Source organism: Halococcus saccharolyticus DSM 5350 (assembly GCF_000336915.1).
Taxonomy (GTDB): Archaea; Halobacteriota; Halobacteria; order Halobacteriales; family Halococcaceae; genus Halococcus; species Halococcus saccharolyticus.
This window is the reverse complement of sequence record NZ_AOMD01000021.1, coordinates 191,080-215,247: the sequence shown is the minus strand read 5'-3', so window position 1 is coordinate 215,247 and position 24,168 is coordinate 191,080. Positions and strand designations below refer to the sequence as shown.

At 67.3% G+C, this 24,168-nt stretch carries 20 protein-coding genes; 15 read left to right on the top strand and 5 right to left on the bottom strand.

Features of this window, described 5'->3' with window-relative positions:
- Positions 1-31 precede the first annotated feature (31 nt).
- The 3 genes from cobN to C449_RS09250 are packed head-to-tail and all read left to right on the top strand — an operon-like array spanning position 32 to position 5,593.
- Entirely contained in the window at positions 32-4,060 is a 4,029-nt protein-coding gene (gene cobN, locus C449_RS09260) for a cobaltochelatase subunit CobN (protein WP_006077736.1), read from the top strand.
- Entirely contained in the window at positions 4,050-4,814 is a 765-nt protein-coding gene (locus tag C449_RS09255) for a precorrin-8X methylmutase (RefSeq protein WP_006077735.1), read from the top strand. Before cobN ends, C449_RS09255 begins: the two co-directional genes overlap by 11 nt.
- Positions 4,811-5,593, top strand: coding sequence for a cobalt-precorrin-7 (C(5))-methyltransferase (locus C449_RS09250; protein WP_006077734.1), 783 nt, complete (start codon positions 4,811-4,813; stop codon positions 5,591-5,593). The genes C449_RS09255 and C449_RS09250 overlap by 4 nt, the downstream gene beginning before the upstream one ends.
- 7 nt (positions 5,594-5,600) lie before the next feature.
- Here C449_RS09250 and C449_RS09245 read toward each other — a convergent pair whose 3' ends face one another.
- Positions 5,601-6,389: a CbiX/SirB N-terminal domain-containing protein gene (locus tag C449_RS09245; RefSeq protein ID WP_006077733.1), complete on the bottom strand. Its 789-nt coding sequence runs from the start codon at positions 6,387-6,389 to the stop codon at positions 5,601-5,603.
- 308 nt (positions 6,390-6,697) lie between these two features.
- On the opposite strand from C449_RS09245, the gene cobT reads away from it, so the two are divergent.
- The 9 genes from cobT to C449_RS09200 are packed head-to-tail and all read left to right on the top strand — an operon-like array spanning position 6,698 to position 15,331.
- Entirely contained in the window at positions 6,698-7,705 is a 1,008-nt protein-coding gene (gene cobT, locus C449_RS09240; protein WP_049914037.1) for a nicotinate mononucleotide-dependent phosphoribosyltransferase CobT, read from the top strand.
- Complete coding sequence (locus C449_RS09235; RefSeq protein ID WP_006077731.1) at positions 7,702-9,042, top strand: cobyrinic acid a,c-diamide synthase; 1,341 nt, start codon at positions 7,702-7,704, stop codon at positions 9,040-9,042. Before cobT ends, C449_RS09235 begins: the two co-directional genes overlap by 4 nt.
- A gap of 39 nt (positions 9,043-9,081) precedes the next feature.
- Positions 9,082-9,984, top strand: coding sequence for a CobD/CbiB family cobalamin biosynthesis protein (locus C449_RS09230; protein ID WP_006077730.1), 903 nt, complete (start codon positions 9,082-9,084; stop codon positions 9,982-9,984).
- Entirely contained in the window at positions 9,975-10,721 is a 747-nt protein-coding gene (gene cobS, locus C449_RS09225) for an adenosylcobinamide-GDP ribazoletransferase (RefSeq protein ID WP_006077729.1), read from the top strand. Before C449_RS09230 ends, cobS begins: the two co-directional genes overlap by 10 nt.
- Positions 10,721-11,311, top strand: coding sequence for an NTP transferase domain-containing protein (locus C449_RS09220; RefSeq protein ID WP_006077728.1), 591 nt, complete (start codon positions 10,721-10,723; stop codon positions 11,309-11,311). The genes cobS and C449_RS09220 overlap by 1 nt, the downstream gene beginning before the upstream one ends.
- Positions 11,308-12,327 carry a threonine-phosphate decarboxylase gene (locus tag C449_RS09215; protein ID WP_006077727.1) on the top strand — a complete coding sequence of 340 codons (1,020 nt, stop codon included), beginning with the start codon at positions 11,308-11,310 and terminating at the stop codon, positions 12,325-12,327. The genes C449_RS09220 and C449_RS09215 overlap by 4 nt, the downstream gene beginning before the upstream one ends.
- On the top strand, positions 12,320-13,033 hold the full coding sequence (locus C449_RS09210) for an adenosylcobinamide amidohydrolase (RefSeq protein ID WP_006077726.1): 714 nt from the start codon (positions 12,320-12,322) through the stop codon (positions 13,031-13,033). Before C449_RS09215 ends, C449_RS09210 begins: the two co-directional genes overlap by 8 nt.
- Before the next feature lie 57 nt (positions 13,034-13,090).
- Positions 13,091-13,786: a cob(I)yrinic acid a,c-diamide adenosyltransferase gene (locus C449_RS09205; protein ID WP_006077725.1), complete on the top strand. Its 696-nt coding sequence runs from the start codon at positions 13,091-13,093 to the stop codon at positions 13,784-13,786.
- Positions 13,787-13,792: 6 nt separating this feature from the next.
- Positions 13,793-15,331 (top strand): cobyric acid synthase, encoded by a 1,539-nt coding sequence (locus C449_RS09200; RefSeq protein ID WP_006077724.1) that lies wholly within the window; start codon positions 13,793-13,795, stop codon positions 15,329-15,331.
- 43 nt (positions 15,332-15,374) lie between these two features.
- On the opposite strand, the gene C449_RS09195 is transcribed toward C449_RS09200, so the two are convergent.
- The 4 genes from C449_RS09195 to C449_RS09180 form a co-directional block, all read right to left on the bottom strand.
- Complete coding sequence (locus C449_RS09195; protein ID WP_006077723.1) at positions 15,375-16,394, bottom strand: phosphate uptake regulator PhoU; 1,020 nt, start codon at positions 16,392-16,394, stop codon at positions 15,375-15,377.
- Positions 16,395-16,824: 430 nt separating this feature from the next.
- Positions 16,825-18,246: a dihydroorotase gene (locus C449_RS09190; protein WP_049914001.1), complete on the bottom strand. Its 1,422-nt coding sequence runs from the start codon at positions 18,244-18,246 to the stop codon at positions 16,825-16,827.
- Positions 18,247-18,328: 82 nt separating this feature from the next.
- A complete protein-coding gene (locus C449_RS09185) occupies positions 18,329-18,748 on the bottom strand; it encodes a hypothetical protein (RefSeq protein WP_049914035.1) in 420 nt (139 codons plus the stop codon).
- Positions 18,749-18,833: 85 nt separating this feature from the next.
- Positions 18,834-20,378 (bottom strand): uracil-xanthine permease family protein, encoded by a 1,545-nt coding sequence (locus C449_RS09180; RefSeq protein WP_006077720.1) that lies wholly within the window; start codon positions 20,376-20,378, stop codon positions 18,834-18,836.
- Positions 20,379-20,602: 224 nt separating this feature from the next.
- Here C449_RS09180 and C449_RS09175 point away from each other — a divergent pair, with 224 nt between their 5' ends.
- The 3 genes from C449_RS09175 to C449_RS09165 all read left to right on the top strand — a co-directional run bounded on the left by C449_RS09175 (position 20,603) and on the right by C449_RS09165 (position 24,050).
- Positions 20,603-22,492 carry a CocE/NonD family hydrolase gene (locus tag C449_RS09175; protein WP_006077719.1) on the top strand — a complete coding sequence of 630 codons (1,890 nt, stop codon included), beginning with the start codon at positions 20,603-20,605 and terminating at the stop codon, positions 22,490-22,492.
- A 131-nt stretch (positions 22,493-22,623) separates the two neighbouring features.
- A complete protein-coding gene (locus tag C449_RS09170) occupies positions 22,624-23,553 on the top strand; it encodes an FAD binding domain-containing protein (RefSeq protein WP_006077718.1) in 930 nt (309 codons plus the stop codon).
- On the top strand, positions 23,550-24,050 hold the full coding sequence (locus tag C449_RS09165) for a CoxG family protein (RefSeq protein ID WP_080504917.1): 501 nt from the start codon (positions 23,550-23,552) through the stop codon (positions 24,048-24,050). The genes C449_RS09170 and C449_RS09165 overlap by 4 nt, the downstream gene beginning before the upstream one ends.
- Positions 24,051-24,168: the final 118 nt, after the last annotated feature.

Below are 24,168 nucleotides of genomic sequence, written 5' to 3'. Positions count from 1 at the left end.
TGCATTAGACAAACGGAGGTTTAACAGTATTATGCCAACAGTTGGTCTGTACACCGCGACCGAGAACGAACTGGGGGCCGTCCAGCACGCCGCAGCGCAGGTCGACGCCGACTTCGTGGTCCGCTCGGAGAGCGACCTCGACGAGCCTGCCGACGTGGAGGCGTTCGTCGACGAACTCACCGACGCGACGGCAGTCGTCTGCTGGCTCCACGGCGGCGAGGACAGCATGCCGGGCTACGACCGCGCGATCGGGCGGCTCGACGCGGCGAACGTTCCCCTGATCGTAAAATCGACCGGCGACGCCTACGCCGTCGAGGACACGACCGTCGACGCCGCGAGCCGCGATCGGATTTACGAGTATCTCGATCGGGGCGGCACGAGCAACGTGGCGAACTGCATCCGCTATCTCGTCGACGAGTTCGGCGGCACGGGAATCGACCGCGAGTACGACGATCCCGTTGCGCTCCCGACCGAGGGCGTCTATCATCCCGACCATCCCGGTGCGTCCTACGACGACCTCGTGGCGACGCTCGATCCCGATACGCCCACAGTCGCCGTCTGGTTCTACGAGTCCCATTGGACCCACGAGAACACCCGATACGTCGACGCGCAGGTGCGCGCGATCGAGGCCCATGGCGCGGACGCACTCCCGATCTTCTGTAACCCCGCGGCCGACGAGACGGGCCAGGAGAACGCCGAGTGGGTGACCGAGAACTGGCTGCTGGATGGCGAGGCGACTCCGTCGCCTCGGGGAGGCGGTGAAACCGCCGATAGCGAGCCACTCGTCGACGCCGTACTGTCGTCGTTCATGTTCTCGCTCTCGATGGACGAACGGGGGCGGGCGGCGGACGACGAGGGCGACAGCGCCGAGGACGTGTTCCTCGATCGCCTCGGCGTGCCCGTGATCCAGACGGTCACGACGATGCGCTCGCGGTCGCGGTACGAGTCGAGCGACACGGGCGTGATGGGGTTCGAGCTCGCGCTCTCGGTCGCGCTCCCGGAGTTCGACGGCAACGTCATCACTCACCCGATCAGCGGGAAGGAACGAACCGACGACGCGGCCGGGATCGGGAGCGCACCGAAACAGCACTTCCCGATCGACGACCGCGTGGATCACGCCGCGCGGCTCGCGGTCAACTGGGCGCGCCTCCGACACACCCCGAACGACGACAAGCGGGTCGCGGTCGTGCTCCACAACTACCCGCCGAGCGACGACGGGATCGGGACCGCGTTCGGCCTCGACAGCCCCGAGAGCACGGTGAATCTCCTCGACGAACTCGATCATCGGGGCTACGATCTCGGCGGTGCGATGCCCGAGAGCGGTCAGGCACTCGTCGAACGACTCACCGCGCAGCTCACCCTCGACGATCGGTGGGTCGCGCCCGAGGACGTCCGCGAGCGGAGCGTCGACACCGTGGCCCCGGACCAGTACCGTGAGTGGTTCGACGGCCTCGACGACCGCTTTCGGGAGAACGTCCTCACGGAGTGGGACGAGGCCCCCGACCGGCCGTTCGCGGTTCCGGGGGTCGAGTTCGGAAACGTTCTCGTGACCGTCCAGCCGCCGCGCGGGTTCGGGATGGACCCCTCGAAAGTGTATCACGACGCCGACCTCCAGCCGCCCCACGACTACGTGGCGTTCTATAGCTGGCTCAGAAACACCTTCGCGGCCGATGCAGTCGTCCACCTCGGTACGCACGGTTCGCTGGAGTGGCTCCCCGGCAAGACCGTCGGGCTGAACGGCGAGAGCGCACCCGACCAGCTGATCGACGACCTCCCGAACGTGTATCCGTACATCGTCAACAACCCCGGCGAGGGAACACAGGCCAAGCGCCGGTCGTACGCCGCGATCGTCGACTACCTCACGCCGGTGATGGCGAACGCGGGAACCTACGACGAGCTCGCCGAAATCGAAGAGCTCGCCGACCGCTACCGCGAGGCCGGCATGGAGGATGCCCGCGCCGACGACGGCGAGACCCTCGAACGGCTGCTCCGGGAGGCGGTCGACGATCTCGATCTCGCGGTCGAGCTCGGCATTGCGGGCGAGATCGAGGAGCGCGCCGACATCCGTGGGCCCGAGGAAGCTGGCACGACGCTCGCCGAGGGTGAGGTCGCGGGCGATAAAGTCGGGATCGACGAGCTCGTCGAGCGGGTCCACGAGTATCTCACCGACGTGAAAACCACCCAGATACGGATGGGGCTGCACACGATGGGCGAACCGCCGGGCGGCGACCGGCTCGTTGAGTATCTCGTCGCGCTCACCCGGCTGGAGAACCCGGGTGCGCCGAGCCTCCGCGAGAGCGTGGCGGGCGTGCTCGGCGTCGACTACGACCGGCTGCTCGACGAGCCCGGTGTCTACGACGAGGCGCTCGGGACCACCTACGCCGAGGCCGCCGACGCGGTGTACGAGACCAGTCTCGGCCTCGTGACGACGCTCGCCGAGCACGACTTCGATCTCCCGGCCGACGAGTCCGCGGCCGGGCCGGACGAGGAAGTGAACATGAACCTGCTCGTCGTCGACATCGATCCGCTGGGCGATTCTCGTGCGATATCCGGTGCGCACGACGATCTCCGAGAGGTGTTGGGATACATCTGCGAGACGGCCGCACCGCGCGTCGAGGGTGCCGCCGAAGAAATCCCGCGGACGGCGGACGCGCTCGCAGGCGAGTACGTCCCGCCGGGCGGCAGCGGCGCGCCGACCCGCGGCGGGGTCGACCTGCTCCCGACCGCGCGGAACTTCTACACCCTCGACCCCCGGAAAGTGCCGGCCAAGAGCGCGTGGGCAGTCGGCAGCGAGGTCGCGGCGGGCGTCGCCGAGCGCCACCGGACTGCGGAAGGCGAGTACCCCGAAGAGATCGGCGTCGTGGCGTGGGGCACGCCCACCGTCCGGACCCGTGGCGAGACGATCGCCCAGGTGCTCGCGCTGATGGGCGTCGAACCCGAGTGGACCGACGCCGGACGGGTCGACGGCGTGACGCCGATCCCGCTCGATGAACTCGATCGACCCCGAATCGATGTGACGACGCGGGTCTCGGGGCTGTTCCGCGATGCGTTCCCTCAGGCCGCGAGCGTGATCCACGACGCGGTCGAGACTGTGGTCGATCTCGACGAGCCGCACGAACGGAACTACGTCAAGAAGCACGTCGAGGAGGAGACCCAGCGACTGCTAGACGACGTGGCGAACGGAACCGAGGGGGCGAAGAGCGCGGACGGAACGGGCGAGGGCGAGCCGAGCGCGGACGAGGAGCGGATGGACGAGTCCGACGCCCGCGCGGCGGCGAGCCACCGGGTGTTCACCACCCGTCCGGGCGGCTACGGCGCGGGAACCAACAAAGCCGTCGATGAGGGCAACTGGGACGACCGCTCGGACCTCGCCGAGGTGTACGTCCAGTGGGGCGGGTACGCCCTCGGCAGTCGAGGCCGGGTTTCGGAAGCCCACGCATCCTTCGAGCGCCGGCTCGGCAACGTCGAGGCCACGGTGAAGATCGAGGACACCGCCGAGCAGGACGAGTTCGACTCCTCGGACTGGTACGCCTTCCACGGCGGGTTCATCACCGCCGTTTCGGAGATCGCTGGCGAGGAACCCGCCTCCTACGTCGGCGACTCCTCGGACCCCGACAACGTCGACGTCTACACCAACGAGGAGAAAGTCCGGAAGGCGATGCGCGCCCGGGTGCTCAACCCTGCCTGGCTCGACAGCATGGAGGAGCACGGCTACAAGGGCGCTGGCGACCTCTCGACCACGGTCGACGTCGCGCTCGGCTGGGATGCCACCGCGGGCGTCGTGAGCGACGCGCTCTGGGGCGACGTCGCCGAGAAGTACGCTTTCGACGAGGAGCGACAGGAATGGCTGCGCGAGGTGAACCCGTGGGCGCTCGACAGCATCACCGACACCCTCTTGGAGGCGATCGACCGCGGCCTCTGGGACGCCGACGACGCGACCGCCGACCGCCTACGCGACGTCAACCTCCGGGTCGACGCCGATCTCGAAGCACGTGCGGGCGACGGGGTTGGCGGAACGAGCGAAGGTGAGAGTACGGAGGTGTCGGGCGATGACGACTGACCCGGAAGCGGACGCCGGAGTGAATGCAACCACTGACAACAGTGTGGACGGAAGCGCGAACGCCGAGAGTGGTAGTGACGTCGAGGCGTACGCCGATCTCGGCGCGACCACCGAGAACGCGATGGCGATCGCCGAGTCGAGCATGGATCGCGTGCGGGAACTCGTCCCCGACGAGAGCCTTGCCGACCGGCTGCGCCAGAAAGCGGTCCACGCCACCGGCGATCCCGAGTTCCAACACCTCGTTCGATTCACCGGTGCGGGCGAGAACGAACCCGTCCGGGCCGGCGCGCGAGCGGTGCGCGAGGAGCGACCGATCGTGACCGACATCACGATGGTGAAAGCTGGTATCACCGGTCGGGGCCACGACTGTCCGGTTCGCAAGGCGATCGGGAACGGAACCGACCTCGCCAAGCGGACGGGGATGACCCGGACTGCGGCGTCGGTGCTCGAACTCGATAGCGAGGGAGTCTACGACGACGCGGTCGCCGTGGTCGGGAACGCGCCCACGGCGGCGCTCGCGCTCGCGGATTGCATCGCCGACGGGACCCGGCCAGCAGTCGTGGTCGCCACGCCGGTGGGGTTCGTGAAGGCCGCCGAGAGCCGCGAGCGCGTCCGCGAGGTCGCCCGCGAGCACGGCGTCCCCGCCGTGACGAACGTCGGCCGGCGCGGCGGCAGCGGACTCGCGGCCGGAGTGACGAACGAACTCGTCCACGTCGCGAGCGACGTTCGCAACGGGGAGATCGATCCGTCGTGAGCGATGGCGACGATCGCGGCGACGGTCCTGATCCGGCGGCAGTCGCGGCTGCGGAACCCGAGACCAGGGCAGCGTTCGAGGCAACCGAACGGCCCGTCGAAGCGGTCGGGATCGGGCCGGGTAACCCCGAATACCTGACGTCGCGGGGCGAGCGCGCGATCCGAGAAGCCGACGTCGTGGTGGGGTTCGAGACGGTGGTGGCGTTCATCAGCGGACGAACCGACGCCGACCTGCTGACCTGTGGGTATGCCGACGAGGCGGCGACGCTCGATGCGTTCGCCGAGCGGGTCGCCGACGGAGAACGGGGCACGGCCGTCCTGATGGGCGATCCGAACCACTCGGGCTACCAGTTCGTCGGGAAAGTCGAGGCCGCGGTCGATCGGCCCGTGACCGTCGTGCCGGGGATCTCGTCGCTCCAGATCGCTGCCAGCCGCGCGCGGACGCCGATGGAGGCGTCGACGTTCGTCACGCTCCACAAGCGCGGCGGGATCGACGCCGAACTCCGCCGACTCCGCGAGGCCGTCGGCGACCGTCACCTGCTGGTGCTGCCGCGTCCGTATGACTGGATGCCGGGCGATATCGCCGCAGTGCTGGTGGAGGCCGGCGTGGCCGCGTCGCTCGATGTACTCGTGTTCGAGCGGCTGACCCACGACGACGAGCGAGTCACGCGGACGACGCTCGGCGATCTCGCGAGCAGGGTGCAGGACGATGCTGGCGACACAACCGCGGACGAATCTCGCTTCTCGGATCTCTCGGTGCTGGTCGTCCGGGCCGACTGATCCGGCGCTATTCGATCGGGCCTTCGCCGTCGGTGGCGACCGGACGACGNGCCAGCCCGCTCAGAGATGTGTATAAGAGACAGGTGTCACTCCTGTCGCCGACTGCGAGGGCGCGCTGTTTTGCGATCTCGGCGTGGATCGCATCGGTGACCCGTGGGTGATCGCCGAACGGCTCGGCGTACGCGATCCCGCCGCGGTCGAGTTCGAGCTTCGCCGGGATCGCCTCGGTGGTCGCGGTGGTCGCGGTCAGGAACAGCGGGACGGCGACCGCGGCATCGTTTTCGATCGCGTAGCGGACGCACTCGACGGTCGGGTTCTGGTGGAGATAACAGGCGACCACTTCGCCGTACTCCGATTGCTCGTCGATTCGCGTAGCGTGGTACGCCGCCATCTGTTGGTGGTACGGCTTCGCGCTACTGCCGAACCCAACGAGCACCACCGAGACGTCGGGCGTGGCCGGTCGGAGCGCCGTGGCCCGCTCGACGATGAGGTCGGTGATTGCGGGACTCCGGCCGATCGGCTCGCAGTATCGGACGTCGCCAGCGACCATCGAAAGCGCCGCGGGAAGGTCGTCGAGCGTCTCGTAGGTGTGAGCGACACGGACCGGCACTGCGTACACCCGCTCGGCGTCGATCCGTGCCAGGGGGTCCCGGAGTTCCCGTACCGGCTCGTGTTCGTACGTCGCCACACGGACCGTGGTCCCGGTCCGGCGTTCGAGCTGCTCCGCGTGGGTTTTCAGCACGGTTCGGGTGCGCGCCGCACCGCGGCCGACGAGAAGGATCGCTTCGGTTGTCATGGCTGAAGTTGCCCAAGTTTTGTTTAGTTAGTACAAATGGGCTTGCTAAAGGCGACACGAGGCGACAGCAAATACCTTTCGGCTATCGGATGGTCCACCATGGACGAGGGATGGCGCTCGGTTCTCGGTCGTCGATCGATGGTCGTGGCGCGCGAACGAACATCGAGGGGGCGTTTGCGAACCGGCGAAAGAGCAACTACTATTGTGCTACACCAACCACGGTTTGGCGTGTTGGGACGACGAGACGGGCCGAAACGCGGGGTCGGTGTGGCGGCGGGAACGACGGCGGCAGCGGCGGTGGCCGATCGATGAGAGTCGCCGTCGTCGCCGGGAGCACGGCGACCGCACGGATCGAGGGGATCAGCGCCGCCGGTGCGGACCCGGCTGTGATGGCACACACACCGAGCGCCGACTGCGAGATCGTCGCGTACGGCCGGCCGGTGCGCTCGCCGGTCGTCCCGGTCAGTCCGTCGGGCTGTCCGACGCCCGCAGTCGTCACCCGCGCGGTCCGCGAACTCGCAGGATTCGAGACCGTCGTGATCGATGCGGGACTCGCCGAACCGACCGCCGCGCCGACCGTCGCGGTGGACGCGGAGCCGGGTCGGGACGTGCGGACGGGGCGGGCGGTTCCCGGGGCTCGGGAAATCTTCACGGCCGCCGAGGAGTACGGCCGGTCGCTTCCGGACGACGAACTCGTGATCGGCGAGACGATCCCCGGCGGGACGACCACCGCACGCTGTGTCCTCGCCGCGCTCGGCGAACGCCGGGCGACCTCGTCGTCGCTTCCCGAGAACCCGATCGCGCTCAAGCGACGAGTGGTCGGTGAGGCGCTCGATACTGCCGAAATCGCAGCCGGTGGAGCTGCTGGAACACCGATCGCGGCGGTGCGGGCGGTGGGCGATCCGGTGCTCGCCGCGGTCGCTGGACTCGTCACCGGGGCGACCGCAGGTGGCACTGAGGTCACGCTCGCCGGCGGGACGCAGCTGTGTGCCGCCGCCGCACTCGCCCGCCACGCAGGCGTCGACGCGCCGCTCTCGCTCGCCACGACGTCGTTTCTCGCTGCCGACAAATCCGCGGACGTCGAGGGCCTGGCGGACGATCTCGGCCTCGATCTCACGGTCACCGATCCTGGCTTCGATCGAGAGTCCCACCCCGCGCTCGACGCCTACGTTGCGGGCGAAGCCAAGGAGGGCGTCGGGATGGGCGGCGCGCTCGCGCTGGCCGAACGTCGAGGAATCCCGATGGCTGACGTCCGCGATCACGTCGTCACGATCCACGACCGACTGCTGGCGACCGGGTCCGGAGTCGAATCATGAACGGCGTCGTGATCGGCGGCACACGATCGGGCGTCGGCAAGACCGTCGCCACGCTCGCGGTCATCCGCGCGCTCGAAGCAGCGGGCCACACGGTCCAGCCCGCGAAGGCCGGTCCGGACTTCATCGATCCCAGCCACCACACTGCTATCGTCGGTTCCGCTCGCGGCTCCGACGGTTCCAGGAACCACGACAGAGAGCGCGTCTCGCGAACCCTCGATGCGTGGCTCGAAGGGATCGAGGGACTCCGGCGGAACTACGCCCGCGGCGACGGCGACATCTGCGTCGTCGAGGGCGTGATGGGGCTGTACGACGGCGACCGCTCCAGCACGGCGATGGTGGCCGAGACACTCGATCTCCCTGTCGTGCTGGTCGTCGACGCGAGCGCCGGAATGGAGAGCGTCGCGGCGACCGCGGTCGGCTTCGAGCGCTACGCCGCCCACGCCGGGCGCGACATCGAGGTCGCGGGAATCATCGCCCAGCGCGCCCACGGCGGCCGCCACGAGCGCGGGATCAAGGAGGCGTTGCCGGACGATCTCACGTACTTCGGGCGGATACCACCCGAGCCCGATCTCGAAATCCCAGATCGTCATCTCGGCCTCCACATGGGCGACGAGGCCCCGATCGACCCCGCAACACTCGACGAGGTGGCAGCGGGCGTGCGGACCGACCGGCTGCTCGACATCGCCCGCGAGCCGCCCACGGTCGATCCCGGCGATCCGGGACTGGCTCGGGAAAAGCGCGTCGCGGTCGCGCGCGACGAAGCGTTTCGATTCGTCTACCCCGCGACGATGGAACGTCTCCGGGCGCGCTCCGAGGTCGTGACGTTCGCCCCGGCTGCGGGCGACGATGTGCCCCCGGCAGACGGCATCTATCTCCCAGGGGGCTACCCAGAGCTTCACGCCGCCACCATCGCCGACGGGCCGGTGCTCGCCACCCTCCGTGACCGCGCCGCAGAGGGCGTCCCGATCCTCGGCGAGTGCGGCGGGATGATGGCGCTCGCCGAATCGCTCATGACCGTCGACGGTGACACCCACGAAATGGCGGGCGTTCTCCCCGCAGAGATCGAGATGTGCGATCGGTATCAGGCGCTCGATCACGTCGAACTCAGTGCGCGCGAATCGACGCTGACGGCGAACGCGAACGGCTCCCTCCGGGGCCACGAGTTCCACTACTCGGATGCGACCGTCGGCGCGGACGCACGCTTCGCCTTCGATGTCGAGCGCGGCAAGGGGATCGATGGCGAGCACGACGGGCTCACCGAACACCGCACGCTCGGAACCTACGCCCACGTCCACCCCGAGAGCACCGCGTTCGATCGGTTCGTGGATGCGCTATGATCGCCAGGGGAAGACGATGATCACCGGAGGAAGGGACCGATGAGTCTCGCCGCCGTCGGAGCGCTTGCCGTCGGTCTCGCACTCGACACCGCGTTCGAGGAGTTCCCACAGCGCATTCACCCGGTCGCGTGGTTCGGGCGAGCCGTCACACCGCTCGATCGGTCGTGGGCTTACCCGCGGCTCGTCGGGGCGACGATCGCACTCGGTCTCCCGATCGGTGCTGCCGCAGTCGCGGGGTTCGTCGCCGCCCTCGCGGTCGCCGTGAATCCGATCGTCGGCGGCGCGGTCGCGGGTCTCGTGGTGTTCGCCACGACGAGCCTAGCACGATTGCTGTCGGTCGCGGAGGACGTGATCGATCTGACCGCGACCGACCCGGCAGCCGCACGAACCTCGGTCCGGGCGCTCGTCGGACGGAAGACCGACGATCTCACCCCGGTCCAGCTCCGGAGCGCGGCGGTCGAGAGCGCGGCCGAGAACCTCGCCGATGGGCTGGTCGCACCCTTGCTAGCGTTCGCGCTTGGCGCGCGCGTCTCGCTCGCGGTCGGGGTGGCGGGCGCGGCGTGGGTGAAGGCCGTCAACACGCTCGATTCGATGCTCGGCTACCACTCGAAACCGGTCGGCGGGGCGAGCGCGCGACTCGACGACCTCGTGATGTGGCTTCCGGCCCGCACGAGCGCCGTGCTGCTCGCGGCCGCCGGCCGATCGCCGCGCGCGCTGGCCCGTGCCCGCGAGTGGAGCCACGCACCCACCTCTCCCAACTCGGGCTGGCCGATGGCGACGCTCGCCGCGGCCCTCGATATCCGGCTCAAAAAGCGCGGCGCGTACGTCCTCAACCCCGACGCCGATCTACCGAGCGTCGAGCGGGCGCGCGAGGGGGTTCGCGTCGTCGGCCTCGCGGGGCTTGGCGCGTTCGTCCTCTGCGGGGTGATCGCGTGGTCCTGACCGCGCTCCGGGGGGCGCTCGGCTTCCTCTCACGGTTCCCCGTTGGGCGCGACGGCGACGCGTGGGCGGCGTTCGCCGAGCGGCCGATCGCCTTCCCGCTCGTCGGATACCTCCTCGGCGCGCTCGTCGGTCTCTCGCTCCTGATACCGGGACCACCCGCGACGGTCGGGATCGCGTTCGCCGTCGGCGTCTACGCCGTGACGGGGATCAACCACGTCGACGGGGTGGCGGACCTCGGCGACGCGCTCGCGGTCCACGGCGACGCGACCGCGCAGCGCGAGGTCATGAAAGACACCACGCTCGGCGTCGGGGGTGCGCTCGCGGTCGCGCTGGTCGTGGCCGGCCTCGTCACTGCGGGGAGCGCGATCGCGGCGCTACCGGCACAGGCCGCGTTCTTCGCCGTCGCCGCGGAGGTGGGCGCGAAGGCCGGGATGGCGAGCCTGGTCTGTGTCGGCTCGTCACCCCACGACGGGCTCGGCGCGGGGTTCACAGCGAACGCCAGCCCGCGAGCGCTGGGTCCAGTCTGGCTGCTCGCCCTGCCGGCGACCCTCCTCGCGTGGCCCGCGATAGTTCCCGCTGCGGTAGCGCTCCTCGCCGCCGGGGTCGTGGCGCTCGCCGTACTCCGATGGGCGCGATCGAATCTCGGCGGCGTCACCGGCGACGTTCTCGGCGCAGCCAACGAGATCGCGCGCGTCGCGGCGCTCCACGCGGGGGTGATCGCGTGGACGCACTGGTGATGTGCGGCGGTCGCGGCACTCGTCTCGACGCCGACACCGAAAAGCCGCTGTACGATATCGACGGTCGACCGATGGTCGACCGCGTGATCGACGCGCTCCGCGCCAGCCGGATTGAGGCGATCCACGCAGTCGGATCGTCGAACGCGCCCCGAACGCGCGATCGTCTCGATCCAGGACGTTCCGACGTCTCTCGGGACGGGACTCGACGCTGCGGGCCGCACGTCGAGTCGTTCGTCGAGACGCCTGGCAAGGGGTACGTCACCGACCTCGCCGCCGCGCTCGATTCGATCGATCTGCCCGTGCTGACGGTCGTGGCGGACCTCCCATTGCTCACCGGCGAGAGCGTCGATCGCGTGATCGACGCGTTCGAGGGCGACTCGCTCGCGGTCTGCGTTCCCGTCACGCTCAAGCGCGCGCTCGGCGTGAGCGTCGACACGACGATGGAACACGAGGGACGGACGGTCGCGCCGACCGGGATCAACGTCGTCGGGACAGGCGACGCCGAGACGACGCTCGTGAGCCACGACGAGCGCCTCGCGGTCAACGTCAACCGGCGCGCGGACGCCCAGGTTGCGGAGGCGCTCGCGTGAACCTCGACAACGCGCTCGGCGTCGACAGAGCTCCACACGGCAGCAGCGACGATCCCAATGTGCTGGATTTCAGCGCCAACACGAACCCACGAGTGCCCGAGGGAGTCGAGGCGGTCTACCGCGACGCGTTCGCCGAGTCTCGATCGTATCCGTCCGAACCGCCCGCCGATTACCGCGACGCCGCGGCAGAATACGTCGACTGCCAGCCGGACGAGGTGATCCCGACGCCTGGCGGCCTCGCGGCGATTCGCTCGGTCGTGGATCTCGCCGTCTCGCCAGGCGACTCGGTGCTGGTCCCGTTCCCGAGTTTCGGGGAGTACGCCCGTGAGGTTCCCCTCCAGGGTGGCGAGCCGGCGTTCGTTCCCCACGACGCGGTGCTCGACATCGATCGATCCGACCTCGCAGAACACGCTCTCGCGATCGTCTGCAACCCGAACAACCCGACCGGCGAGACGTACGATTCCGCCGCGCTCGATACGTTCGCGGCGCGGTGTCGCGACGTCGACACGCCGCTGCTCGTCGACGAGGCGTTCCTCGGGTTCACCGACCAGCCGTCGCTCGCCGGGACGCCGGGCGTCGTAGTCGCGCGATCGCTGACCAAGCTGTTCGGGCTGCCGGGGCTTCGGTCCGGGTTCGCAGTCACCACGGGCGAGTATGGCGAAGCGTTGGCCGCCGCGCGCCGGCCGTGGAACGTGAGCGGGCCCGCGCTGGCGACCGGGGCGTACTGTCTGCGCCAGACCGAATTCGTCGCGGAAACTCGGGAACGGGTCCGCACGGAACGCCCCCGACTCCGCGACGCGCTCTCCGAGCAGTTCGACGTTCGTCCGTCCGACGCGCCGTTCCTGCTGTGTGACGTCGGCGATCGTGACGTCGACAGGATCCTCGAATACGCCCGCGAGCGGGGTCTCGCGCTCCGGGACGCTCGAACGTTTCGGGGTCTCGACTCACACATTCGGGTCGCAGTGCGGCTCCCTGCCGAGAATGACCACCTGATCGAGGTACTCGGGGATGTTTGAGGCGAGCGTCGAGGCCGGTGTTCTACAGATCGCGCGGCGGGACACCGCGTGGCTCTCGACGGGCTGGGACGGCGGGTTCGAGCGCGCGGACGCCGCCTACAACGTCTCGGTGCCCGAGGGCTGGAGCCGAACGGATCTCGGAACCTACGTCACGGAGCGGTGCGACCGGGCTGGGTTCGATCTTTCGGGGCCGTCGCTGCTCACCGGCGTCGACCTGCAACACGCCCGCGGCGCACGGCTCGACTCGGTAGTAGCCTACGCCACCGCAGGCGTGTCGAACCCTGCCGCGCTGCCGCAGAATCCCTTAGCATATCCTGCCCAGGACGCCGATACCGACGGCCGAGCCGACGAGGACGGCGTCGGCACGGTCAACATCGTCGTCGGGACGACGCGGGCGCTCGACGACGCCGGACTTGCGAACCTGCTCGCGGTCGCCGTCGAGGCGAAAGCCGCGACGCTGCTCGCGGCGACCGGCTTTCCGGGGACGACCACCGACGCGGTCGTCGTGGGCTGTGATCCCGACGGCGACCCCGCACAGTTCACCGGCAGCGCGACCCCGGTCGGGGCCGCAGCGCGCGCCTGCGTCCGCGAGGCGGTGCGTGCGAGCCTCGCGTCGCGATACGAGCACCGCGCAATCCCTTCGAGCGTGGCCGACGCCGAGTACGGCGTCGTCACCGACCGACGAGCCGAGGTGTTCTCGCCGTGATCGCTCGCCAGTCGACGCCGGCCGAACCGACCACCGCACGCGACCTGCGTTACAGCCATGACTGACAACAGCTCCGACGCCGACCGCGACGCACAGCACAGTCGAACCCCCGGCGAGGGGAAAACACCCGAATCGCAGCCGATCGAGCCGTCGGCCCCCGACGAGTTCGGCCTGGTCTCGGCGTGGTGGGGCGACGGGAAGGGGAAGACCACCGCCGCGCTCGGGATGGGATTCCGGGCCGCGGGCCACGGCTACCGCGTCCACCTCCTCCAGTTCATGAAGGGTGGCGCGGCGAGCGTCGAGGCCACCCGCGGCGAATACAACGCGATCGATGTCGTATCTGGATTCACTTACGAGAACTCGGGCCACTACGGCTGGCACGGCCTGCTCGACGGCTCGGCCGACGACGAGCACGCCGCCCGGGCCCAGGGCGCGCTCGAACGCGCCCGCGAACTCGTCGCCGCAGCGGACGAAGCCGACCTGACCGCGCCGCTCGCGCTCGACGGCGAGCCAGACGAGGGAGTGCATCTCCTGATCCTCGATGAGATCCTGTACGCCGCGAACCGCGATCTCGTCGATCCCGACGCGGTCGCCGATCTCGTCGACGACAAACCCGACGATCTCGAACTCGTTCTGACGGGCGGTCACGAGCGGCCGGCGATCGCCGACCGTGCGGACCTCGTCACGAACGTCCGAAAGGAGGCCCACCCGTTCGACGCGGGCCATCGCGCACGGAAGGGAACGGAGTACTGAGATCCAATGACCTCGACCGTCCTCGTCGCGGGCACCGCGAGTCACGTCGGCAAGAGTACGGTGGTCACCGGCCTCTGTCGTCGCCTCGCGCGCGAGGGCGTCGCGGTCGCACCGTACAAGGCCCAGAACATGAGCAACAACGCCCGCGCGGTCGTGACCGCCGACGGTGTCGCCGAAGGCGACGATGCCGGCACGGAGCGCCGGCCGTCTGAGGACGGCGAAGCGTCCACTGACGGCTGGGGCGAGATCGGTGTCTCGCAGTACGTCCAGGCTCGCGCTGCCGGCGTCACGCCGACGACCGACATGAACCCCGTCCTCCTCAAACCCCGCGGCGACGCCGAGAGTCAACTCGTGATCGACGGCGAAGCCGTCGGTCACTACGCCGCCGGAGCGTACTACGACGAGCACTGGGAGCGCGCTCGCGAGGCTGCCGAAGCGGCCCACGAGCGCCTCGCGGCCGAGTACGAGGTGATCGTGGCTGAGGGCGCAGGCTCGATCGCAGAGATCAACCTCCACGACCGCGACCTCGCGAACGTCGCGACAGCGCGGTTCGCCGACGCGTCGATCCTGCTGCTCGCGGACATCGAGCGCGGCGGCGCGTTCGCGAGCGCCTACGGTACACTCGAACTCCTGCCCGACGATCTCCGCGACCGAGTGATGGGCGTCGTCTTCACCAAGTTCCGTGGCGATCGTTCGATCCTCGAATCGGGGATCGAAGAGCTGGAGCGAAAAACCGGAATACCGGTGCTCGACGTCCTCCCGTACGACGATCCCGGACTGCCCGCCGAGGACAGCGTCTCGCTGCCGGCGGCTGGCGAGCGTCGCGTGTCGGGCGACGACGACGGCGTGGCGGACGAGGTCGCGGTGACCGTCGCAGTCCCTCGGCTCCCCCGGATATCGAACTTCACCGACCTCGAACCGCTGGCGCGCGAACCGGGCGTTAGGGTAGCCTACGTGCCGCTCGATACCGATCTCGCGAGCGCGGACGCAGTCGTGATTCCCGGAACCAAAAACACCGTCGACGATCTGCTGGCGCTTCGAGAGGCTGGGTTCGACGAGGCACTCGCCAGGATGTCGGGCCCGATCGTCGGACTGTGTGGTGGCTACCAGATCCTCGGCGAGCAGATCACGAACGCCGCCATCGAGGGCACGGGCGATCGATCGATCGTCGAGGGACTCGGTCTGTTGCCCGTCGAAACCAGCTTCTCCCGCGAGAAGCGCGTCGAACGCGTCACTCGGGACGTCGACGGCTCCGGCCCAATCGATGGCGCGAGCGGTACCGTCGCAGGCTACGAAATCCACATGGGTGAGAGCACCGCCACCGCGGCCGTCGAACGGCCCATCGGTAAGGGAAGCGCCGCGACCGATCGCGTCCTCGGCACGTATCTTCACGGGCTGTTCGAGAATCGGAACGTCCGCAACGCGTTCGTCGAGAGCGCTTTTCGGTGCGCCGGTAAACGGCGTCCCCGACCCACGAACGAGGAGCGCTCGCCATATGCGAAGGCCGCGGCGCTGGTCGATGGTCTCGCGCTCGGACTGGAGTAGCCCCTAGTCGGTCGCGTCCCAGTCGCCACACCCGAACTCCGGACTACGCGTCGGGAAGTTCGTCCTGACGGGCGGTCCGCTGGACTGCCATCTCGGCGACGTTGGCTCCGTACTCCGCGGTTCGCTCGGTACTGTCGAGCAGCAAGCTCACTCGATGGATCTCCTCCGGTTCGCCGCGACCGTGGAGTTCGTGACTGAACGCGGTGATCTCATCGACGAGCGCGTCACGGTTGGCGGTTGCGTCGTACGCCATCCCGACGTGGGCGTTCGAGAGCGCGACGTCAGCGGCGTGATCGACGATCGTCCGTGCGCGGTCAGCGTACGAGGAAAGCGTCTCGTCGAGGTCGTCGGCGAGCGCGTCCTCGTTGGCGAGTCGGGCGATCTTCTCGGCGTGGTCCGCGATCCGTTCGAACTGGCGGGCGACGTAGTAGTACTCGAAGAGTTCGTCGCGCGAGTGATCGAGTTTGTCGATCACCGCGAGATTGGAAAGCGACCGCCGGAAGTACCGTGTGACCATCGCGAACAGTTTGTCGGCCTCGTCGTCGCGCTCGATCACGGTGTCTGCCAACGATCGATCACCGGTCACGAACGCTCGCACCGCATCCCGGGCCATTCCGAGCGTGATGAGCTTCAATCGTAGCACGCTCTTGTGAATCGAAACGCACCCCGGATCGAGGAGGCTCCGAAGCGTGATCTCGGTTTCGGTGGTTTCGAGCACTTCGAGCCCGCTCAACCGCCCGGCGAGACGCGTGATCGTGCTCCGGCGTTCGGTCGAGTGAGTGGTGTCGTCGACGAGTCGGATGCGATCGACGCCGACGATGTAGAGCGCATGGAGCGTCCGTGCGAGCCCGTCTCGATCGAGACCACCGCTGTCGACGGTTGTGGTCCGTTCGTCACCATCACCGTTGGTATCACCCGTGGACTCGACGAGTAGCGAGCCATTCCCTTTCGGATGGAGACGCAAGATCGAACCCGCATCGATTCGGTGTTCGGTCGCCCACGACTTCGGTAGCGAGACGGTGTACGTGGTCCCGCCGGAGAGCTGGACCTTCCTCGTCTCCATGTGTGGTCCGTCGCAAACCGTGGTGGTCAAGCTTGATATGTGGGGTGTTGTCCGCTATATATCGCTCCGTATGACGAGGGAGACGGTGCCAGCCTGCTGCTCCGGACGGACCAACAATGTCATCGAAGTCCTCACCAACCAGAAATGCGGGTTATCTATTTTAAAACCCACCGACCGAAATAAGATCAGCAAATTGGCCAAATATTGGGCCGGAATCGCCTCAGATAGATATACAACTCCATCCACCCCTTCCGACTTTGAAATAGTCGTTTCAAATTTATGGGTTGGTTTCTATAGATTGTGGCTGAATCGATCCCGTATACCGGTTCAAAACCTCTGATTTCGAGCTGTGGCCAGTACTTATAGAAGTAATATGGTTCATGAGACAATTATATCTATCCACACGTTATCTGAAGATCTATTCGACGCCCTACATCGGAACACCGTTCTCTCCTCGGGGGAGGTACTCGCGATCACCCGGCTCGACCTGGAGTTCGTCGTCCTCGACGACGACTTCGCCGCCGACGATGGTGTGGGTCGGCAGGCCGGTGAGCTCGTCGCTGTGGAACGTGGAGTAGCCGGGTTCCATCGTGTGGTAGAACTCGTCGTCGACCGTCCGGCGCTTTTCGAGATCGACGATCACCATGTCGGCGTCAGCACCCTCGACGAGCGCGCCCTTCCGTGGATAGAGCCCCCATCGCTTGGCGTTGTTTTCCGCACAGACCTCCACTACGCGCTCCATACTGAGCCGGTTTTCGTTGACACCCTCGCTCATCATCACCGGCAGGAAGTACTCGATACCGTTGTTGTCGCCAGGGATCGCGTCCCACATGTCGCCGTACTTCCCTTCGTCTTTCTCCTTGAACTCGATCTTGTGAGGACAGTGATCGGTGCCGAGGTAGTCGACCACGCCGGTTCGGAGCCCCTCCCAAAGCCGCGTCTTACTTCGTTCTTTCCGGAGGGGCGGCGAGATCTTTCCCCAGACTCCCAGATCCTCGTCGTTGGTGTGGGCGAGGAAGGCAGGCAGGGTCTCGGCGTGGAGGTTGATGCCCCGATCTTGAAATCGCTCGCAGACGTCGACGCCCTCGGCGGTACTCATATGAACGATATACGCCCGCGAGTCGGTGTACTCGGTGAGTCGGCCGATCTGCTCGATCTGCATCGCCTCGGCGACGTTCGGCGAAGCCTCCGTCCACGCTTCGAGGTCGTTGCGGCCCTCCTCTTTGAGTTCTTGGCGGCGCTCGTAGGCGAGGTCCTCGTTCTCGGCGTGGAACATCACTACACCTCCATTGACGTCCGAAACCGTATCGAGCACCTGGTACACCCGGCCGGCGTCGGAGTGGTCGATACCGAGTTCGGGACTCGCGTGCTTGTACCAGTTGAAGAACACCTTGAACGATCGGATCCCCTCGTCGACCAGTCCCTCGATCTCCTCGACGTGGTGGTCCTGGTGGACGATCGCGTGGTACGCGAAGTCGATGTAGGAGTTCTCGCGACCGACCTCACGGAAGAAGTCCATGTCGGGGAGGTACGGCTCGCGCTGGAGCAGGAAGTTCACGACTGTTGTGACACCGCCGTGGACCGCGCCACGGGTCTCGGTCTCGAAGTCGTGGGCGAGCCCCTCGTGGTAGTCCTCGAACTCGTAGCGCGAGAGCCCCCAGTGGACGTGCGGATCGATGAACCCCGGAATCAGGTAGTTCCCCTCGGCGTCGATCTCGCGGTCGGCGTCGGGGAGGTTCGTCTCGGTTCCCACTGCGACGATCCGTCCGTCCGTGGCCGCGACGCCCCCGGGTAGCGTTCCGCTCGGCGTCACCACTCGTGCGTCAACCACCCGCAGGTCTGCTCGTGTCATCGTCGTTCTCCCCTCGGCGTGCGAGAACTTAACTGTCGGGGGCGGGGCGATGTGAACTCGGTGCTGGTGCAGTCAGGACGGATTAGTCCTCGGTACTCGTCCGGACTCGTTCGGCGAGTGTCTCGTGACACTCCGCGGGATGGGTGGGATAAACCGCGATCGGTTTCCGCTCGTTTGCGACATGGATGACGAGCTCGTGGCGCTTTCGATAGCTCCAGTAGAGGCTTCCCAGACCGACGGCAGCGAACCCGATCCCGACGAGGGGGTTCCGTGTCGTGCCGACGAAGACGCCGACGCCGACGAGCACCAGACTCATCACCACGAGATCCCACTCGGCGCTCTTGAGCCCGACCTGCGTGACGTTCCCGTGTCGGATCTTGATCCGTGTCTCGTCGTCCCGGTCGACGTAGACGCCCTCCTCGTTGTAGCCGATCCAGCCGCCCCGCCGGAGCCCCATTCGGGTGATCGTCGTCTCATCCGTTCCACCGCCGCGATCGTTCATGCGGTTGCGTGGTGGCACGGTCACTTTCGCGTTGCGGGAGTCGATCTCGGATGAGGACACGAAAAGCGAGACTCTGTAGCGGCGATCAGTCGTTGGCGACGTCGGGTTCCCTCGACTCTCCGCCGAGGAATCGTGCGTGATACGGCGTGAACGCGTCGTCGTCCTCGGTGATCTCCTCCCACGCCGTCAGGCCGCGCTCGTCGGCGGTACCGGGGATCGTGTTGTCGAGCACGAACGCGGCGATGCCGCCGACGGCGATCGGCGTGCCGAGGATGATCCCGATGGTCTGGGCGACCGTGGGGAGGCCGAGCACCGCCCCGAGTACGGGGACGCTCGCGAGGCCGGCTTCGAGCGAGATGTCCGAGGCGTTCTGGACGTTGGTGACGTACTCCGGAATCGAGAGCCCGGCGAACAGCCCGAACCCGAGCACGAACACGTTCCGGTTCTGGTTGAGATCGACGTACTGGAGCTGCGAGAGCCCGACGCCGACGATCTGAGCGAACATCGCGAGGAACAGTCCGCCGACGATCGCGCTCGGGATCGTCGTCACCAGCGCCCCGAAGTAGCCGACGAATCCGACGAGGATCATCACGACCGCGCCGACCTGGACGACGTACCGCGAGGCCACGCCCGTGATGCCGATCGCGCCGATGTTCTCGGTGTAGGAGGTCGAGCCGTTGCCGGTCCCCATGATGCCCGCGAAGACGTTGCCGAGCCCCTCCATCCCGAGCCCGTGGTTGACTCGGCGTGCGTTGGGCGCGCCCTCGCCCGCCATCCGAGCGACCGAGTGATAGTCCCCGAAGCTCTCGATAGCCGAGGCGAGCATCCCGGCGATCATCCCCGCGATGAACGAGGTCGTAAAGAGCGGGAGCCCCCACTGGAACGGGACGATCACACGGATCGGGGGTGCGTTCGCGACCGGACTCAGATCCACGAGGCCGGGAACGAGCCCGGTGATCGAGAGGGCGAGAGCGAGCAGATACGCCCCGCCGAGACCCAGGAGGACGGGGAACAGTTTGAAGATCCGGGAGTAGCCGTCGAGATACTGCGAGAACAGCACGATGAGCGCGAGCGTCAGCCCGACGAGATACCAGTTGTTCGTCGGACTGGTGATCTGCGGCACGGTGAGGAGTGCGAGCCCGATCAGCGCGATCACCACCGCGATGACGAGCGGCCCCACGTACCGCTTGAGCCGACCGAAGATTCCGAGGTAGCCGATCGCGACCTCGACGAGACCCGCGACGATGACTGCGCCCTGGAGCTCGCGGATCATCGTAGTCGGGGCGGCGTCACCCGCTGCGAGCACCGCGACGATCGCGAGCGCAGGCCCCAGCATCGAGAACGTCCCGCCCTGGACGATCGGATAGCGGTTCCCGATCGTGGCTTGTGCGAGCGTCGCGACCCCCGAGACCACGAAAAAGGTCGCCACGAGCTGGGCGGTCTGTGCGGCGTCGAACCCGATCGCTCCCGCGAGGACGAGCGGGATCGCGATCGTCGAACCGATCATCGTCAGCCAGTGCTGGACGCCGAGCAGGGCCGACTGGCCGAGCGGTGGCTTGTCGTCGATTCCGTACTCGACCATGCTGCTCTCGTGTGCTCCCGCTCTCTCGGTGCTGGTGTCCCCGCTCATGACTGCCACCAGTATGGGCGTCGTCTGTGGTATGTCATATCGTACACTCCTTGCACATCGTTGTCTAATGAAGACATAAATCTATGGGTTGTCGTCACGACTACCGGGAGGAACGCAATCCGGACTCTCGATCGTCGTCCGTCGTCTCGTCGTTGGTTCTTCGGTGGCGACGGCGCACCGGACCGGACGCAAGTTACTTGGTACCATTGTGAGAGGGAGTCTGTATGGGTAGTCAACCGGAGTACGGCGTCGCCGCCGAACTGAACGTTCCCGTCGAGACCCGCGACGGGATCGAACTCGCGACCGACATCTATCGGCCGGCGGATCCGACGACTGGCGAGCCGATCGACGACTCGAAACCGGCGCTGCTCGACCGGACGCCGTACGGCAAGCGGGGACGGATGGAGCGCCACGGTGAATGGTACGCCAAGCGCGGCTACGTCGTCGCGATCCAGGACTGTCGCGGCCGGTTCGACAGCGAGGGCGAGTACTACATCTTCGTGAACGAGCCGGAGGATGGATACGACACCGTCGAGTGGCTCGCCGACCGATCGTACTGTGACGGCCAGGTCGGCACGATCGGCACCTCCTACGGGGCGTGGGTCCAGAGCGCGCTCGCGACCCAGGACCCACCCCATCTCGAAGCGATGTTCGTGAACCAGGGGGCGGCGAACGGCCGAGAGGCCACCTTTCGCCACAACGGCGCGTTCGAACTCCGCTGGCTGTGCTGGGCGCTCACCCTCGGCGGCGGGTTCGCGAAGCGCGCGCTGGAGGATTCCGACGTCCAGGCGCTCCTCGCGAACGTCGACGTCCGGGACGTGCTCGCCGACGGACCGATCCACCGGGGTCAGTCCCCGCTCCGGCACATCCCGAACTACGAGGAGTGGGCGTTCGACATCATGACCCAGGGGGCGGCGAGCGACGAACTCTGGCAGTCGCCAGGCATCGACTTCGAGCGCCACTACGACGGGATGGCCGACGTGCCCACGGTGTACGCGGGCGCGTGGTACGACTCCTACACGAAGGCGACCTGCGACAACTTCGCGGCACTCGCCGATCTGAAGGACGCGGATCAGTTTCTCCTGATGGGGCCGTGGACCCACGGCTGGAACGGATATCCACTGCCGTCGTGGAACAAACCATATTCGGGGGAACTCGCCTTCGGCGAGGCCGCGCTTCGGAATTACCAGAAAACCCGCCTCCGATTCTTCGATCACTACCTCAAGGGCGAGGACTCCTGGAGCGACCAGGCCACAGTGGAGTTCTTCCGGATGGGGACCGGCGACGGCGGCCGGACCACCGACGGGCGACTGTTCCACGGCGGGGAGTGGTCGACGGCCGACGAGTGGCCCCCGAGCGATGTCGAGCACACCACCTACTACGCCCACGGTGATGGGACGCTCGCGACCGCGGAACCCGACCCCGAGGGCGGCGCGACGAGCTACGAGTTCGATCCCCGCGACCCGGTTCCCACTCTCGGTGGCAACTGCTCGTCGTACATCACCTACGAACCTCGTGAGGAGAATTTGATCGAGTACCCGCTCGCCGAGCGCAATCTCCACGACATCACCGGTCGCGGCGGGTTCGACCAGCGCACCCGCGAGGACACCTTCGCCACGGAGCCGCCGTACGGCCCGCTGGAACACCGCGACGACGTGCTCGTCTTCCGCACGCCGCCGCTCGACGAGACTCTCGAGATCGTCGGCCCGATCCGGGTTCGGGTTCACGCCGAGACCGACGCTCCCGACACCGACTTCACGGCGAAACTGATCGAGGAGTACCCACCCAGTGAAGCGTTCCCGAACGGGTTCGCGCTAAACCTCGCGGACTCGATCTGTCGGGCACGGTACCGGGGCTACCGCGACGAACCCGACTTCGTCGAACCTGGCGAGGTCTACGAGTTCGCGATGGAGCCGTACCCGACCGCGAACGTCTTCGAAGCGGGCCACCGAATCCGGCTCGACATCTCCTCGTCGAACTTCCCCCGGTTCGACGTCAATCACAACACCGGCGGCCCGCTCTACGACGACCGCGAGTACCAAGTCACGACGAACACCGTCCACCACAGCGCCGCCCACCCGACACGAATCGAGCTACCGGTCCGAAACGGCTGAGCGGACCTGTCCTGAATGGATTTCACGGCAACACTTATACCCACGGTGGGGCTACGGGAAAACCGTGTTCGTATGAGACACACGAACAACCGACTCGAAGTGGATCGGTCGCCGGCGGGCGGTGACGACGGATGAAACCGGCTGCGTTTCAGTACCACCAGCCGACGTCGGTGACGGAGGCGACCGACCTCCTCGCCGAGTACGAACACGACGCCGAGCTGATGGCGGGCAATCAGTCGCTCGGCATCGTGATGGCGAACCGGCTCGCCACGCCGGAGCATATCGTCGACATCAATGGGCTCGACGACCTCGATTACGTCGACGTCTCCACCGAACGAGTCGAGATCGGCGCGCTAACGAGCCACCGTACCATCGAGACCTCGACCGCTCTCGCCGACGCGCTGCCGATGTTCCCGGCGGCTGCCGAGCAGATCGCGGGACCGAGCGTCCGCAACCTCGGGACGATCGGCGGGAGCATCGGCGAAGCCGACCCCGCGGGGAACTATCCGACCGTCCTCACCGCGCTCGACGGCGACCTTCACGTCGCCTCGACCGACGGGGAGCGCACCGTGGCGGCGTCGGAGTACTTCATCGCGTATATGTTCACCGACCTCGCCGAGGACGAGTTGATCACCGGCGTCTCGGTCGATCGGGAGCCGTTCCCCATCGACCGGACTGGAATGGCCTTCCTCGAACAGAAGCCCGCGGCCCAGACGTGGCCGACGATCAGCGCAGCCGCGGCCGTCCGGGTCGACGACCCCGACGCGGACGCGCCCGCCGTCGACGAGGCACGACTCGCGCTCGCAAACGCCGCCGACGTGCCGCTCCGGGTCGAGGATGCCGAGGCGGCCGTCGAGGGCGAATCCTTCGCCGAGACGACGCTCGCGTCGGCCGCCGAGGCCGCGAGTGAGGCCGCCGAACCGGGCGAGGAGATGCACGCCGACGCGGCGTACAAGGAGAAGTTGGCCGGCGAGTACACCCGGCGCTCGCTCGAAACAGCGTACGAACGTGCGGTCGACACCACGGATACCACGGGCATTACGGATACCACAACACCATGATGGAATTCGACGGCGAGTTCACGTCCGATCACCCCCGCGACGAGCTCTGGAACTACTTCACCGATCCCGCGATCCTCGCCGACTGTGCGCCAGGCTGTGACGAGATCACGATGGAGTCGCCTGGCGAGCTGTCGGCGACGATCACGGTCGGCGTCGGCAGCGTCAAGCCGACGTTCGACGTCGACATGACCGTTACGCGGGCTGATGCGCCCGAAATCCTCGAGATGGAGGTCGGTGGCGACGCGAGCCGGAACTCCTTCGAGGCCGTCACCGAAATGCGCCTCATCGAGGACGACGACGGGACGACCGCCACGTGGGAGGCCCGCACGAACGTCGCCGGACTCATCGCCAGCATGGGTCAGCGCGCGCTCGGCAGCGTTGCCGCCCGGATCGTGAACAACTTTTTCGAGGATCTCGAAGCGAAAGCCGACGAAGGCGTTCCTGCCGAATCGCAGCTCGAAGCCAAACCCGAGGCCGAAGCCACGCTCGAAAACTGACTCGTGAGGCGTGAAGACAGGCGAATCGGTGCCGGCAACCGTCTCGTTCTCAGCGCGAAGCTTCGTCGGAAACGCCACCGTCGGTCTCGTTTCGCTCGCACTCACTTCCGGAAGACTC

What these genes read in the sequence shown, in the direction of transcription:
- cobN (WP_006077736.1), top strand. Translation starts at nt 32, where the DNA reads ATGCCAACAGTTGGTCTGTACACCGCGACCGAGAACGAACTGGGGGCC.
- C449_RS09255 (WP_006077735.1), top strand. Translation starts at nt 4,050, where the DNA reads ATGACGACTGACCCGGAAGCGGACGCCGGAGTGAATGCAACCACTGAC.
- cobT (WP_049914037.1), top strand. Translation starts at nt 6,698, where the DNA reads ATGAGAGTCGCCGTCGTCGCCGGGAGCACGGCGACCGCACGGATCGAG.
- C449_RS09235 (WP_006077731.1), top strand. Translation starts at nt 7,702, where the DNA reads ATGAACGGCGTCGTGATCGGCGGCACACGATCGGGCGTCGGCAAGACC.
- C449_RS09230 (WP_006077730.1), top strand. Translation starts at nt 9,082, where the DNA reads ATGAGTCTCGCCGCCGTCGGAGCGCTTGCCGTCGGTCTCGCACTCGAC.
- C449_RS09220 (WP_006077728.1), top strand. Translation starts at nt 10,721, where the DNA reads ATGTGCGGCGGTCGCGGCACTCGTCTCGACGCCGACACCGAAAAGCCG.
- C449_RS09210 (WP_006077726.1), top strand. Translation starts at nt 12,320, where the DNA reads ATGTTTGAGGCGAGCGTCGAGGCCGGTGTTCTACAGATCGCGCGGCGG.
- C449_RS09205 (WP_006077725.1), top strand. Translation starts at nt 13,091, where the DNA reads ATGACTGACAACAGCTCCGACGCCGACCGCGACGCACAGCACAGTCGA.
- C449_RS09200 (WP_006077724.1), top strand. Translation starts at nt 13,793, where the DNA reads ATGACCTCGACCGTCCTCGTCGCGGGCACCGCGAGTCACGTCGGCAAG.
- C449_RS09195 (WP_006077723.1), bottom strand. Translation starts at nt 16,394, where the DNA reads ATGGAGACGAGGAAGGTCCAGCTCTCCGGCGGGACCACGTACACCGTC.
- C449_RS09190 (WP_049914001.1), bottom strand. Translation starts at nt 18,246, where the DNA reads ATGACACGAGCAGACCTGCGGGTGGTTGACGCACGAGTGGTGACGCCG.
- C449_RS09185 (WP_049914035.1), bottom strand. Translation starts at nt 18,748, where the DNA reads ATGAACGATCGCGGCGGTGGAACGGATGAGACGACGATCACCCGAATG.
- C449_RS09180 (WP_006077720.1), bottom strand. Translation starts at nt 20,378, where the DNA reads ATGAGCGGGGACACCAGCACCGAGAGAGCGGGAGCACACGAGAGCAGC.
- C449_RS09175 (WP_006077719.1), top strand. Translation starts at nt 20,603, where the DNA reads ATGGGTAGTCAACCGGAGTACGGCGTCGCCGCCGAACTGAACGTTCCC.
- C449_RS09170 (WP_006077718.1), top strand. Translation starts at nt 22,624, where the DNA reads ATGAAACCGGCTGCGTTTCAGTACCACCAGCCGACGTCGGTGACGGAG.
- C449_RS09165 (WP_080504917.1), top strand. Translation starts at nt 23,550, where the DNA reads ATGATGGAATTCGACGGCGAGTTCACGTCCGATCACCCCCGCGACGAG.